This window comes from Micromonospora musae, assembly GCF_003626545.1.
Lineage (GTDB): Bacteria > Actinomycetota > Actinomycetes > Mycobacteriales > Micromonosporaceae > Micromonospora > Micromonospora musae.
This window is the reverse complement of record NZ_RAZS01000011.1, coordinates 182,343-196,366: the sequence shown is the minus strand read 5'-3', so window position 1 is coordinate 196,366 and position 14,024 is coordinate 182,343. Positions and strand designations below refer to the sequence as shown.

The following is a 14,024-nucleotide window of genomic DNA, read 5'->3' as shown; positions in this document are numbered from 1 at the left end:
GGAGCCACCCTGCACCGCGCCCCTCCCAACGCCGTCCGGCAGCCGGTGGGAACGGGCGGGTACGGCGGTCGCCGGTCGATCGCGTACGGCCCGGACAGCCCTCCCGAGACGGACGGGAGACCGCCAACTGGCCGGTATCGGCGAAGTGCCCCCGATCAGCGGATTGGACCCGGCAGGTGGAGGAGGGCCCGTTTGAACCGCATCGGGACGGGAAGCCGGGCCGCGTGGTGAGCGAACGAGGCAAGGTGGGGCCGGTGCACAAGGTGCACGAGGGGCTCGTGGCGGCGGACGCCGGTCTGGCCGGCGACCGGGTCGTCACGGCCGGCAGCGCGGCCCGCGTCCTGGTCGCCGCCACGGCCCGCGCCCTACGTGGAACCGACTGTGCCGACCTGGGACATCAGGGCCCGGTGTCCCGCTTCCCGGGCGCCCCCGATCCCGTCCGTCGAGCCGCGATCACCCGGGCCGCCGGCCGGGTCGCCCTCACCCCCGCGCAGCTCGCCGACGTCGACGCGGAGCGGGTCGCGCGCTGGTTCGTCGACCAGTACCCCCGCCGCGAGTACCCGGGGGTCGTGCTCGGCTCGCCGCACGGCGCGGCGGCGCACCTGGCGGTCGCCCTCGGTGTGCCCTGGCTGCCCGCCGGCTTCGAGATGACCGTGCACTGGGCGCAGGGTGCGGTGGATCGCCCCGCCACCGCGCTGGAGCACGGCGCGACGCTCACCGCGCGGCTGCTCGACGGCAACGACGATCTGCACGTACGCCAGGTGCACTGCCCGGCGAGCCGCGGCGTGTTGGCGGGGGCGACGATCCTGCTCGCGGCCCGCTGGCGGACGCTTCCGGCCGCGTACCGGCGGTTCCTGGCCGACCGGCTGGCCCCGGGAGCGCCGGTGCTCCTGCTGCGAGACGCGCGGACGTGGCCGGTGGTGGAGGCGGGGCAGCGGCACAGCTTCCAGGTCGGCTGTCCCGGCAGCGGGCTCGACCCCGTCGACTTCCACCCGGACAGCCACGCCCTGCGGCAGGTGCTCCGCTCCGCCGGCGGGGACGCCGCCCGCTGGGAGCCGCCGGAGGTCTCCTCCCCGTCCGGGTACGCCGAGCACGGCGTGGAGTCCGGTTTCGAACTGAGCGCCCGGGACTGGGCCGGGCGTTCCGAACGAACCCTGCACCGGGTGCTCTTCCCTCGCCCGGAGGGGCTCAGCGCCGTGGTGGCGGACCTCTACCGCCGGTGGCTGCGCGCGGCGGGCAAGACCGGCGACCGGCTGGTGGTGGAGTGCGGACGGCTGCTCGACCCGTGGCAGGTGGTGCGGGCGGGGCTGGTGCCGTACTGGTGCGAGAACGCGACGAGGCGCAGCGTGGAGGAGGCCGAGTGGTGGCTCGCCGGCAGCGAGCCGTACAACTCCGTGGACGTGCTGCCCGAGCCGCCCGGCGTCCGCTCGCCCGCCCTGGCGGGGCTGCCGCAGTGGCTCGCGGTGGCCGGTTTCGGGCGGCGACGCCGGGCCCTGGACCGCGCCTCCGCGCGGGGCTACCCGGTCACCTCCGTACCCACCCGCCGGGCCACCGAGGTGCTACGGGCGCAGCCGTACGACCTGCCCGTGCCGCCCCCGTTGACCGTGGCGGAGACGTTGGCGGTCTTCCGCGACAGCGGCACCCACCAGGGGTTGCTCGTCTCTTGAGGCAAGCCCAGCGAAACATCCTCGCGAACCCGGGATCCCGTGATTGAGTACCTACGGAGCGGGAACATCGCTGGCTGCGACGGACTGATCACCTTGCGCAGTGTGATGTCGTCGCCCGCTGGCGTCCCAGTCACGTAACCCAACTCCGGCCCGGTGCGTGGTCCGACCACGCGCACGACCGGCTTTCCCGATCCGGGCGAGGGACCTTCCTGAGGGAGGCGCGGATGTTCGGACAGACCACCACAAGCACGCCACCACCGACCGAGCGGGGTCTGGAGGACCTCGACGCGGCCGCACTGGCCTATGCGGCGCGGATCGAGGGAGTGCCACCCGAACGGCGGCAGGAGGCTCGCGACGACCTCGTGCGGTTCGCCCTGCCGTTCGCCGGCCGGCTCGCGCGCCGTTACCGGGGCCGGGGCGAACCGCTGGAGGATCTGGAGCAGGTGGCCCGGCTGGGGCTGGTGAACGCCGTCGACCGGTACGACCCGGAACGGGGCTCCTTCACCGCGTACGCGGCTATCACCATCGTCGGTGAGATCAAGCGGCACTTCCGGGACCGGACCTGGGGCGTACACGTACCCCGCCGGCTACGCGACCTGATCCTCGAGGTCGGGCAGGCCACCGCGTCCCTGACCAGCGAACTGTCCCGGGCCCCGACCGTCGCCGAGCTGGCCGCACGACTGGAGACGCCGGAGGAGGAGATCCTCGCCGCGTTGGAGTCGGCGGCCGGTTACAGCCCCGCCTCGCTCAACGCGCCCGTCGGTGGGGAGAGCTCGGCCGAGTTCGGTGACCTGGTCGGCGAGTCCGACAATGCGCTGGAATCCGTCGACGACCGGGTCACGGTCAGCGGGCTGCTGCACCGCCTGCCCTGGCGCGAGCGACGGATCCTGGCGATGCGCTTCTACGGCAACCAGACCCAGGCGGAGATCGCCGCCCGGTTCGGCATCTCCCAGATGCACGTCTCCCGGCTGCTGTCCCGGGCGCTGACCTGGCTGCGTCAGGCGATGCTCGCCGACACTCCGCCGCCGTGGCAGAACGGCGCGGCCGAGACCGAGGCGAGCAAGCCGCGCATCTCGGTGTGGCAGAACGGCGACCGGGTGGTGGTCGAGGTCGGCGGCGACGTCGACCGGGACGGCGCCGACCAGCTGCGCCGGGCGATGCTGGAGGCGGTCACCGGCCAGCCGAGCGAGGTCGTCGTCGACCTGGTCGGCGCGGGCGGGGTGGACGCCGGTGGGATCGCCGCGCTGGTGGCCGGCCGGGAGGCGGCCGCCCGCACCGGTGTCCCGCTCCGGCTCACCCGGGTGCAGCCCGCGGTGCGCCGCTCGCTCACCGCCGCCGGCCTGCCACCGGCCCGCGACTGAGCGGCCCGTCCGGCCTGCCACCGACCCCGTGCTGCGCGGTCTATCCGACTCGCGACCGCGCAGCCTGTCCTACTCGCGACCGCGCCGCCCGTCCGACTCGCGACCGTGCGGTCCGTCCGACCCGTGACCGCGCGGCCCGTCCGACCCGTGACCGCGCGCGGCCCGTCCGACCCGTGACCGCGAAGCCCGTCCGACCCGACCGCGAAGCCCGTCCGGACGTGTCGGGCAGCCGCAAGGGGCTCTCCTCGACGTCCGGCGTCGCGGAGAGCCCCTTGGTGTCGGCGCGGGCGCGCCCGTCACCGATCCGGCTGGTCGCCGTGGCTGCGCGGGTGGCGCCACTCGTCGTTCTCCTGCGGCGCCCGCTGCGCGCCCAGCGGATTGTCGTCCGGCTCGTCGGTCTCCTCGAAGCTCGGCCGGCGAACCTGCTCCGGATCCGGTACCTCCACCGGGCGGGCGCCGGACTGCGGCGCCGGCATGTACTCGTTGACCTCGTGCGTGCCGTGCGCGCCCTCGGCGGCGGGCGACTCCGGCACCTGCGTGACGTGCCGGAACTCTTCACGGAACTCCTGCGGCGGCCGGGTGGTGCGCTGCGGCAGGTCCCGGCCGAGGTCGGAGACGAGCGGGCCGTACTTGGCGTCGAACGCGGGTCGCTCGGAGCGGATCCGGGGCATCCGGTCGAAGTTGCGCAGCGGCGGGGGGCAGGTCGTGGCCCACTCCAGCGAGTTGCCGAACCCCCAGGGATCGTCCACCGTGACCTGCGACCCGTACCGCCAGGTCTTCCAGATGTTGTAGATGAAGAACAGGGTGGAGACGCCGAGCACGAACGACCCGAGGGTGGAGATCGTGTTCAGGACGGTGAATCCGTCCTCGGCCCGGTAGTCCGAGTAGCGCCGCGGCATGCCCTCGCTGCCCAGCCAGTGCTGGACGAGGAACGTGACGTGGAAGCCGACGAACATCGTCCAGAAGTGGACCTTGCCCAGCCGCTCGTCGAGCAGCCGCCCGGTCATCTTCGGGAACCAGAAGTACACGCCACCGAAGGCGGCGAAGACGATGGTGCCGAAGAGGACGTAGTGGAAGTGGGCGACGACGAAGTAGGAGTCGGAGACGTGGAAGTCCACCGGCGGGCTGGCCAGCAGCACCCCGGTGAGCCCGCCCAGCAGGAAGGTCACCAGGAAGCCGACCGCGAAGAGCATCGGCGTCTCGAAGGTGAGCTGCCCCTTCCACATGGTGCCGATCCAGTTGAAGAACTTCACGCCGGTCGGCACGGCGATCAGATAGCTCAGGATGCTGAAGAACGGCAGCAGCACCTGCCCGGTGGCGAACATGTGGTGCGCCCAGACGGTCATCGACAGCACGGTGATCGCGACGGTGGCGAGCACCAGACCCAGGTACCCGAAGATCGGTTTGCGGGAGAAGACGGGAATGATCTCGGTGATGATGCCGAAGAACGGCAGCGCCACGATGTAGACCTCGGGATGGCCGAAGAACCAGAACAGGTGCTGCCAGAGCATCGGTCCGCCGGTGGCCGCGTCGAAGACGTGCGCGTTGAGCAGCCGGTCCGCGCCGAGCGCGAGCAGCGCCGCGGCGAGCAGCGGGAAGACCAGGATCACCAGCACACTGGTGAGCAGGATGTTCCAGGTGAAGATCGGCATCCGGAACATCGTCATCCCGGGTGCGCGCAGGGTCAGGATCGTGGTGATCATGTTGACCGCGCCGAGGATGGTGCCCAGCCCGGAGACGACCAGACCGATGAGCCACATGTTCCCGCCGATGCCGGGGGAGTGCTCGATGTCGGAGAGGGGCGCGTAGGCGAACCAGCCGAAGTCGGCCGCGCCGCCCGGGACGAGGAAGCCCCCGACCACGATCGACCCGCCGAACAGGTAGAGCCAGTACGCGAGCGCGTTGAGCCGGGGGAACGAGACGTCGGGGGCGCCGATCTGGAGGGGTACGACGTAGTTGCCGAACGCGAAGACCAACGGGGTGGCGAAGAGCAGCAGCATGATCGTGCCGTGCATGGTGAAGAGCTGGTTGTACTGCTCGGGGGAGAGGAACTGCAGCCCGGGCCGGGCCAGCTCCCCTCGCATGAGCATCGCCATCACGCCGCCGATCACGTAGAAGGCGAACGACGTCGTGAGGTACATCAGGCCGATGAGCTTGGCGTCGGTGGTGCCGAGGAGTTTGATGATGGTGCTACCGCGGACCACTTCGCGGAACGAGCCGGGATAGCCGCCGAACTGTGCCGGCGCGAGGATCGCCGGTCCTCTGTCTCGGCCTGGCTCCGTCGTGACCCGCTTGGGCATGGCTTCACCCCGTCGTCGCGTAAGGGGACGGGCGTGCCTACCCCACCCCCTGCCCTATGAAACCAGGCTGAAGGGGCGTATCGGGTCAATTCGCGACGTCGGGTCCGAGGTTGCGTCAGGTCGCCGGCACCATCGCCCAGACGGCCTTGCCGTCCCCGGCCGGGACGCAGCCCCACCGCTTCGCCAGCTCACGCACGAGCAGCAGGCCCCGGCCACCCTCCGACCGCGCGTCCGGGACGCGCGTACGCACGGCCCGCCGGCTGCCGTCGACGACCGCGATGTGCAGATACGGCCGGCGTAGCGTCAGCGTGACCTGCATCGGGGTGCCGGCGTGCCGGACCACGTTGCCGACCAGCTCGCTGAGCACCACCGAGGCGGGCCCGGCGACCTCCGGCAGCTGCCACCGGGCGCAGGCGTCGACCACCAACTCGCGGGCCCGCCGGCACGCCTCGGCGACCGGTTCGAGCCGGGCCCGCAGCCGGGGTGCGGCGGCTTCCCCGGCCGCCCGGGTCGCCTCGGCGCAGTCCCGCCGCACCGGCAACACCCGGCACGCGGTCGTCTCGGCCAGCCAGCGCGTGGTGTTCGGGGGCGGGGCGCAGAGCACCACGGGTACGGCCGGCCACTCCTCGGCCCGGCGGAACGTCGCGGCGAAGACGGCGAGCGCCAACCGGTCCCGTACGGCCACCGCGCCCAGGTCGACCACGAGTGCGTCGGGCTGGGCGGCCAGGCAGGCGTCCAGCCGGCGGTACACCGACCGCATCGTCGCCAGGTCGAGAGTCCCGGCGAGCCGGACGACGGTGACCGGCGATTCGTCGTGCACCTCGCAGGTGATCCGGCTCGACATCTGGCCCCAACCCTTTCGCGTCTCATCGGTGGGACTCAGGAAATACCCTCGGCCCGAATCGACGAAACCGTCGACGCCGTCACCCCGGCGCTCGCCGGGCCGTCGACAGGCCGAGCGCGACCATGCCGAGGCCGAGACCCAGATGCAGCCAGTTGTCGGCGTCGTTGAGCGGGAGGAAGTTCGCCCCACTGCTGGCGTCCATCACCACGCCGTAGAGCCACAGCACGAGGTAGACGGCCCCGCCGCCGACGAGGTAGGCCCGGGCCCGGGTGACCGTCCGCGAGAGCACCAGCCCGGCCACCCCGAACGCGAGGTGGACGAGGTTGTGCAGCACCGACACCTGGAACGTGTCGAAGAGCGCGGCCCCCGAGTGGTGCCCGGCGAAGCGCAGCTCGTCGTAGGGGTTGGTGACACCCGGTACGAAGCCGAGCACCCCGATGACGACGAAGACGACAGCCACCACGCCGGCGGCCCGGCGCACCGGCGCCTTACCGTCGGCCGGATTGGGTCGGGCTCGGGAGTGCGCCAGCGGTCCGATCACCGACGCCTCCTCCCGCCACCGCCCTCGGCCAGCCGCGGCTACCCGCGAACCGGCCGCCCAAACCGAGGGTCGGGGGCGGGCCGGACGGGCCCCCGGCTCCGCCGTCGATCGGGGATCCGCCGCGGTCCGGGTCAGGCCGGCTGCAGGTCGGCGGCCGGGGTCAGGTGCCGGACCCGTTCGTAGAGCGCGAGGTACCGCTCGGCCATCACGGCCGGGGTGAAGCGGGCCGCCGCCTCCCGGCGACACTCGTCCGGGTCGAGCAGGCCGGCGGCGAGCACCAGCTCACCCAGCTCCTCCTCGTCGGTGGTGAGCAGCCCCGTACGGCCGTGCTCGACGAGCTCGGGCAGGCAGCCTCGCGCGGTGGCGACCACGGGGGTGCCCAACGCCAGCGCCTCGACCACCGCGGTGCCGCCGGGCTCCTCCCACCGCAGCGGGAAGAGCGCCGCGCGGGCCCCGGCGAGCAGGTCGTCGCGCTCCCGCCCGGCGACTGTCCCGACCCAGCGGACCAGCTCGCCGTCCAGGTGCGGCGCGACCTCGTCGTGGAAGAAGCGCACGTCCGGGTTCTGCCGGGCCTCCGCACCGGCGGCGGCGAGGTCCTCCGGCCGGTGGTACGGCCCCACCGGTCCGGCCAGCACCAGCGGGAAACCCACCTGCCGGGCCAGCCGCGCGCCCAGGTCCTGCCCCTTGCCCGGGTTGATCCGGCCGAGCACCACCACGTGCTCGCCCTTCTCCGGCCGGGACCGGCGCTCCGCTCCCACCGCGAGCGGGGTGGAGAGGTGCACGTGCCCCACCGAGTGGTCCCGCAGGGCGCGGGGGGCGCGGGCCAGCTGCGACGCGGAGACCCCGTTGACCCGGACCCGGTCCCCGCCGTCCAGGTTGCCGTAGAGGGCGGGATGCTTGGCCAGGTCCCAGTGCAGCGTGTGCAGCGCCGGCGGCCCGTCCGGGCCCATGGCGGTCAGGGTGGCCAACCCCACCGCCTCGACGTGGTCGTGCACCAGGTCGATGTCGTCGCGGGCGCGCAGCTCTCGGACCACCCTGGCCAGGTGCGCCTGGGCGACGCCGCACACCTGGTTGTACGGCCGTTGCAGGGCGCCGAACTGCCCGTCGGGAAAGACCGACACCAGCTCGTCGACCGGCAGGGTGCTCTCGCCGACCGAGGCGAGCACCACCCGGACGCCGAGGCGGCGCAGCTCCGGCACCAGGGTCGCGATCACGTTCTCGATGCCGCCGTAGCCGGGCGGCGGGACGGAGAGCCACGGACCGGCGTTCATCAGTACGGTGAGGCTCATCGGGCCCGGCCCCTCTCCCGGGCGACGGCACCGGCGGCGGCCGGAACACCGATCGACGTGTCGTGCGGGACACCTGTCGACGTGCCGCGCGGGACACCTGTCGACGTGCCGCGCGGAACACCTGTCGACTTGCCGTGCGGGACACCGGAGACCCTGCGACGGCCGCGCCGAACCGGCCCGGCGGTCACGCCGCCGCCACCCGTCGGCCCGGCAGCCGGTCCTGCAGCTCCGCCAGGGGCGGCCGCTCCTGGACGGAGACGTCGCTGACCACGATCTCCCGCTCCAGGTTCGGCAGCCCCTCCGAGCCGCCCCGGCGGAACTGGGTCAGCAGCGGGGTCGGGTCGACGCCCGGGGCCGCCCAGCCCCGCCGCTGCAGCCGGGACCAGACGGTCAGCAGGATCTGCGCGGACATCCGGCCCAGCGCCGCCGTGTCCTGGTGCCGGTGCTTGCGCTCGCCGAGGTCGACCTGCGCCAGCGCGTCGAGCCCCACCAGCTCCAGCAGGTCGATGAGCATCGCCGTCTCCACCCCGTAACCGGAGACGAAGGGCACCTGGGCCAGCACGTCGCGCCGGCCCGCGTACTCACCGGCGAGGGGCTGCACGAAGCCCGCCAGCTCCGGCCAGAAGAGGTTCAGCAGCGGCCGGGCCATCAGCTCCGTCACCCGCCCACCGCCGTCGGGCTCCACGCTCGTCGTACCGACCAGGGGGCGGTGGTAGAAGCCCTTGACGAAGTCGACCGAGGAGTCGGTGAGCAGCGGGCCGAGCAGCCCGGTCACGAAGTGCGGACGGAACTCCCGCAGGTCGGCGTCGACGAAGGCCACCACGTCACCCCCCGCGGCGGCGAGACCCGCCCAGAGCGCGTCGCCCTTGCCGGCGAGGCGGGGCAGCCCGCGGGTCATCTCGTCCTGACCGACCACCTCCGCGCCCGCGGCCCGGGCCACCTGCGCGGTCCGGTCGGTGGACCGGGAGTCCACCACGATGAGCTCGTCGACCAGGGCGACCCGGTCCACCAGGTGTTCACGGATCGTCGACACGATCGCGCCGACGGTCGCCTCCTCGTTGCGCGCGGGCAGCACCACACTCACGCGGGTCTCGCCCTTGGCCCGTAGCAGACGCCGGGCGTTCCAGTCGGCCGCCGAGGTGGTGCGGTAGGTGGCCCAGGCCTCCACCACCGGTGAGACGCTCGAATCAGTCTGCCGCACGGGCACCCCCCAGATCGTGGCGAGAACGAACGTCCTTTTTCCCACCGCCGGCCTCGCGCTAACCAATCATGCCCAACAGCGGGATCGCGACGTTCCTGCCGGGGACCACGCGCGGTGGACGTTTGACCGAACGGCCGCGCGGGGAGTGCTTGCCGCACAACGTGCGGGATCGGGCGGAGAGGCGGGGCCATGGACAGGTGCCGGGTGGGGTTGGTCGGGGCCGGCGGGGTGGCGCAGCGTCACGCCCGGGTACTGGCCGGGTTCGACGACACGGAGCTGATCGGGGTGACGGACGTACGGCCCGCCGCGGCCGCCGCGCTCGCCGGCCTGCACGGCAGCCGGACCTACCCCGACGTCGAGGCCCTGCTCGCGGCCCGGCCGGACGCCGTGTACGTCTGCGTGCCGCCGTTCGCGCACGGCGCGGTCGAGGAGGCCGTGGTCGCCGCCGGGGTGCCGATGTTCGTGGAGAAGCCGGTCGCCGTGGACCTGGTCACCGCCGAGCGGATCGCCGGCATGGTCGCCCGGCGCGGGCTGCTCACCGCGGTCGGCCACCACTGGCGGTACCTGCCGGTGGTGCAGCACGCCCGGGACCTGCTCGCCGGCCGTACCGTCCGGATGGTCTCCGGCGCCTGGTGGGACAAGGTTCCACCGGTCGAGTGGTGGAGCCGGCGGGACCGCTCCGGCGGCCAGGTGGTGGAGCAGGCCGCCCACGTGCTGGACCTGATCCGGCTGCTGGTCGGCGAGGCCACCGAGGTGACCGCGTACGGCGACGGCGCCCCACCACCGGTCGACGGGGCGGACGTCGACTCGGTGACCGCCGCCACCCTGCGCTTCGCCGGGGGCGCCGTGGGCACCCTCAGCGCCGCCTGCGTGCTCGGCTGGAAGCACCGGGCCGGGCTGGAGATCCTCGCCGACGGTCTGGCGTTGACGCTGACCGAGGAGGGGCTGCTGGTCTGCGACGCCGACGGGGAGCGCCGGCTGCCCGCCGACCCGGAGACCGCCCGGACGGCCGTCGACCGGGCCTTCGTCGACGCGGTCCGCGGCATCGGCGACGACGTGCGCGTGCCGTACGCGGAGGCGCTCGCCACCCACCGGCTCGCGCTGGCGGTGGCCGACTCGGCCCGCACCGGCCGGCCGGTACGCCTCGACGCGCCGGCCACGACGACGCTGGAGAGCGCCGGGGTGACCGTCGATGCGTGACCGGGTGGTGGTGGTCGAGGCGCCCGGTCGGGTGGGCCTCGTCGAGCAGGACCCCGCGCCGCTGCGCCCGGGCACGTTCCGGGTGCGGACGCTGTTCAGCGGGGTCTCCGCGGGCACCGAGCTCAGCTACGTCAAGGGCACGAACCCCTACCTCAACGTCACCTGGGACGCCGACCTCGGCCTGTTCCGGCCGGGCGAGCCGAGCACCCCGTACCCGGTGACCCGGCTGGGCTACATGCAGGTGGGCCGGGTGGTGGAGAGCGCGACCCCCGCCGTCGCCGAGGGCTCGGTCGGTGCGATGACCTACGGCCACCGCACCGGCTGGGTCGCCGACCCGCTCGCCGAGCGTTTCGTGCCGCTCCCCGCCGACCTGGACCCGCTGCTCGGCGTCTACGTGGCGCACATGGGTCCGATCTGCGCCAACGGGCTGCTGCACGCCGCGGCCGAGCTGCACGGCAGCGACGTGCGCTCCCTCGGGGACGGGGTCCGCGGACGGCGCGTGGCGGTCGTCGGCGGCGGCGTGGTGGGCCTGCTCACCGCCCTGCTCGCCCGGCGCCACGGCGCCGCCTCGGTGGTGGTGCTGGACCCGACGCCGCAGCGCCGCCAGGCCGCCGAGGCGCTCGGGCTGGAGACCCTCGACCCGGACGCCGACGATCCGGCCGTGGTGCTCAAGACCCGCTGGGCGCACACGGCCGGCGACCGCGGCGCCGACGTCGTGTTCCAGTGCCGGGGACAGGCCTGGGCGCTGAACCTGGCGCTGCGCCTGCTCCGCCCGCAGGGCGCCGTGATCGACCTGGCCTTCTACCAGGGTGGGGCGGAGAGCGTCCGGCTCGGCGAGGAATTTCACCACAACGGCCTCTCCGTCCGGTGCGCCCAGATCGGCCGGGTCCCCCGTGGGCTGGGCTCGGTCTGGGACCGGGAGCGCCTCTCGGCGGAGACGATCGACCTGCTGCGCGGGGACGGCGACGTGATCCGCAAGCACCTCGTCACGGCGGTGGTGCCGTTCGACGACGCCCCTGCTCTGTTGACCGATCTCGCCGAGCGCCGCAGGCGGGAGCTGCAGGTCGTCCTCGCGGTGTGACCGACCGGTCACCGCGCGGATGCGACATGCCGCCCGGGCGGGACGCGGAAGCCCCCCGGGTTCGCGTACCGTTGCCGCTCATGGGTGTCTCGCAACGGTTCAAGAGCAGGTTCCGGCGGTTCCTCCAGCGCCCGGGGACGACGGTGGACCTCGCTCCGCTGGAGAAGCTGCTGCCGGCGATCGAGGCGCGCGAGGGGGACCTCCGCGCGCTTGACGACGCCGAGCTCACCGAGGCCGCCGGCCAGGCCGCGGGCTATGAGGAGATCTGCGCGATCGGCCGGGAGGCCGCCCGTCGTGGGCTCGACCAGCGCCCGTACGACGTCCAGCTGCTCGGCGCGATGGCGCTGCTCTCCGGCAAGGTCGCCGAGATGGCCACCGGTGAGGGCAAGACGCTCACCGCGACCGTGGCCGCCTACGGGCACGTGCGGATCGGCAACGGGCCGGTGCACGTGCTCACCGTCAACGACTACCTGGCCCGCCGCGACGCCCAGTGGATGGAGCCGGTCTACACCCTGCTCGGCCTCACCGTGGGCTGGGTGAACGAGGCCTCCACGCCGCAGGAGCGGCGCGAGGCGTACGCCTGTGACGTCACGTACGTCTCGGTCAGTGAGGCGGGCTTCGACTACCTGCGCGACCAGCTCGTCACCGACATCGAAGACCGCGTCCAGCGGCCGCTCTCCACCGCGATCGTCGACGAGGCCGACTCGATCCTGATCGACGAGGCGCGGGTGCCGATGGTGCTCGCCGGCGCGGTCCCCGGCGAGCAGGACCCGGTGCACGCCGCCGCCGCGCTGGTGCGCGGGCTGCGCAAGGGGCGGCACTACACGGTCGCCGAGGACGGCCGCAGCGTCGCGTTCACCTCGGCCGGGCTCGCCGCCGTCGAGGCCAAGCTCGGCATCGACCTCTACGACGAGCAGCACGTCGAGCAGCTCTCCGCCGTGAACGTCGCCCTGCACGCGCACGCGCTGCTGCACCGCGACGTGGACTACATCGTCCGGGAGGGCTCGGTCGAGCTGATCGACGAGATGCGCGGCCGGGTGGCCCAGCGCCGGCGCTGGCCGGACGGGCTGCAGGCGGCGGTCGAGGCCAAGGAGGGGCTGGACGCCACGGCCGAGGGCGAGGTACTCGGCACCATCGCCGTCCAGGCGTACATCGCGCTCTACCCGAAGGTCTGCGGCATGACCGCGACGGCGGTCCTCGTCGGCGACCAGCTGCGCGAGTTCTTCGATCTCGAGGTGGCGGTGATCCCGCCGAACACCCCGTGCATCCGCCAGGACGAGCCGGACCGCATCTACGCCACCCGGGCGGAGAAGGAGGAGGCGCTGATCGACGAGATCAAGCGCTGCCACTCCGCCGGCCGGCCGGTGCTGGTCGGCACCCTCGACGTGAAGGAGTCCGAGCAGCTCGCCGCGGGCCTGCACGCCGCCGGCGTGTCGTGCGTCGTGCTGAACGCCAAGAACGACGACGAGGAGGCGGCGATCATCGCCGAGGCCGGCGCGCACGGCGCGGTGACCGTCTCCACCCAGATGGCCGGTCGTGGTGTGGACATCCGGCTCGGCGGCAGCGACCAGGCCGACCGGCTGCAGGTGGCCGAGCTGGGCGGCCTGTACGTGATCGGTAGCGGCCGGCACGACAGCCGGCGGGTCGACGACCAGCTCCGCGGCCGGGCCGGTCGCCAGGGCGACCCCGGTGGGTCGGTCTTCTTCGTCAGTCTCGAGGACGACCTGGTCGTCCGGCACGCCGCCGACGCGGTCCCGCCGTCGCCCCGGATGAACGCCGACGGTCTGGTCACCGACGACCAGGTCGACTACGCCGTCGAGCACGCCCAGCGGGTCGCCGAAGGCGTCAACCACGAGATCCACCGCAACACCTGGCGCTACAGCGTGGTGATCGAGCAGCAGCGTAAGGCGCTCGCCGAGCGGCGGGAACGTCTGCTCACCAGCGACGTGGCCGCCCTCATGCTGCTCGACAAGATGCCCGAGAAGGCCGGCGAGATGGACGAGGACCTGCTCGCCAAGGTGGCCCGCTCGATCGCGCTCTACCACCTCGACCGGCTCTGGGCGGCGCACCTCGCCGAACTCTCCGAGGTGCGCGAGGGCGTGCACCTGCGGGCGCTGGGCCGGTTGGATCCGCTGGACGAGTTCCACCGGGCCGCCGTGCCGGCCTTCAACGAGCTGGTCCCGGAGATCGAGGCGCGTACGATCGCGACCTTCACCGAGACCGAATTCGATGAGGATTGGGAGCCGGATGAGGCGGAGCTGACCCGGCCGAGCGCCACCTGGACGTACCTCGTGCACGACAACCCGTTCGGCTCGGAGCTGGACCGGCTGATCGCCTCGGTGGGGCGTCGGCTCACCGGCGCCTCCCGCTGACGTTCCCAGGGCACCGGCCGGCGCCGGCACCGCCGGCCGGACCTGGGCTTCAGCCCGTTTCGACCCGGGTGACGCCGGGTAGTAGGGCGGGTCCGAAGACTCGGGAGAGAAGCAGACATGACACAGGTGATGGCACCGGCCGGGCGTGCCGTGACAGGCCGCGGGGCG

10 protein-coding genes are annotated in these 14,024 nt (G+C 73.4%); 5 read left to right on the top strand and 5 right to left on the bottom strand.

Going from position 1 to position 14,024, the window contains the following annotated elements; genetic code table 11:
* Positions 1–254: 254 nt before the first annotated feature.
* Both D7147_RS26405 and D7147_RS26400 read left to right on the top strand, forming a co-directional pair.
* On the top strand, positions 255–1,667 hold the full coding sequence (locus tag D7147_RS26405) for a hypothetical protein (RefSeq protein WP_120682466.1): 1,413 nt from the start codon (positions 255–257) through the stop codon (positions 1,665–1,667).
* Between the two features lie 224 nt (positions 1,668–1,891).
* Positions 1,892–3,028: a SigB/SigF/SigG family RNA polymerase sigma factor gene (locus tag D7147_RS26400; RefSeq protein ID WP_120682336.1), complete on the top strand. Its 1,137-nt coding sequence runs from the start codon at positions 1,892–1,894 to the stop codon at positions 3,026–3,028.
* Positions 3,029–3,324: 296 nt separating this feature from the next.
* Here D7147_RS26400 and ctaD read toward each other — a convergent pair whose 3' ends face one another.
* The 5 genes from ctaD to D7147_RS26375 form a co-directional block, all read right to left on the bottom strand.
* The gene (gene ctaD, locus D7147_RS26395; RefSeq protein ID WP_120682334.1) at positions 3,325–5,328 is read right to left on the bottom strand and encodes an aa3-type cytochrome oxidase subunit I; all 2,004 of its coding nucleotides are present in this window, start codon (positions 5,326–5,328) and stop codon (positions 3,325–3,327) included.
* A gap of 115 nt (positions 5,329–5,443) precedes the next feature.
* Positions 5,444–6,172 carry an STAS domain-containing protein gene (locus D7147_RS26390; RefSeq protein WP_120682332.1) on the bottom strand — a complete coding sequence of 243 codons (729 nt, stop codon included), beginning with the start codon at positions 6,170–6,172 and terminating at the stop codon, positions 5,444–5,446.
* Positions 6,173–6,251: 79 nt separating this feature from the next.
* Entirely contained in the window at positions 6,252–6,713 is a 462-nt protein-coding gene (locus D7147_RS26385) for a DUF4383 domain-containing protein (protein ID WP_120682330.1), read from the bottom strand.
* Between the two features lie 131 nt (positions 6,714–6,844).
* On the bottom strand, positions 6,845–8,002 hold the full coding sequence (locus D7147_RS26380; RefSeq protein ID WP_120682328.1) for a glycosyltransferase: 1,158 nt from the start codon (positions 8,000–8,002) through the stop codon (positions 6,845–6,847).
* 184 nt (positions 8,003–8,186) lie between these two features.
* The gene (locus tag D7147_RS26375) at positions 8,187–9,170 is read right to left on the bottom strand and encodes a glucosyl-3-phosphoglycerate synthase (protein ID WP_233563489.1); all 984 of its coding nucleotides are present in this window, start codon (positions 9,168–9,170) and stop codon (positions 8,187–8,189) included.
* A 222-nt stretch (positions 9,171–9,392) separates the two neighbouring features.
* On the opposite strand from D7147_RS26375, the gene D7147_RS26370 reads away from it, so the two are divergent.
* The 3 genes from D7147_RS26370 (at position 9,393) to secA2 (ending at position 13,856) form a co-directional block, all read left to right on the top strand.
* Positions 9,393–10,403, top strand: a complete 1,011-nt coding sequence (locus D7147_RS26370) for a Gfo/Idh/MocA family protein (RefSeq protein WP_120682326.1) — start codon at positions 9,393–9,395, stop codon at positions 10,401–10,403.
* Entirely contained in the window at positions 10,396–11,484 is a 1,089-nt protein-coding gene (locus D7147_RS26365) for a zinc-dependent alcohol dehydrogenase (RefSeq protein ID WP_120682324.1), read from the top strand. Before D7147_RS26370 ends, D7147_RS26365 begins: the two co-directional genes overlap by 8 nt.
* Before the next feature lie 80 nt (positions 11,485–11,564).
* Complete coding sequence (gene secA2, locus D7147_RS26360; protein ID WP_120682321.1) at positions 11,565–13,856, top strand: accessory Sec system translocase SecA2; 2,292 nt, start codon at positions 11,565–11,567, stop codon at positions 13,854–13,856.
* Positions 13,857–14,024 lie beyond the last annotated feature (168 nt).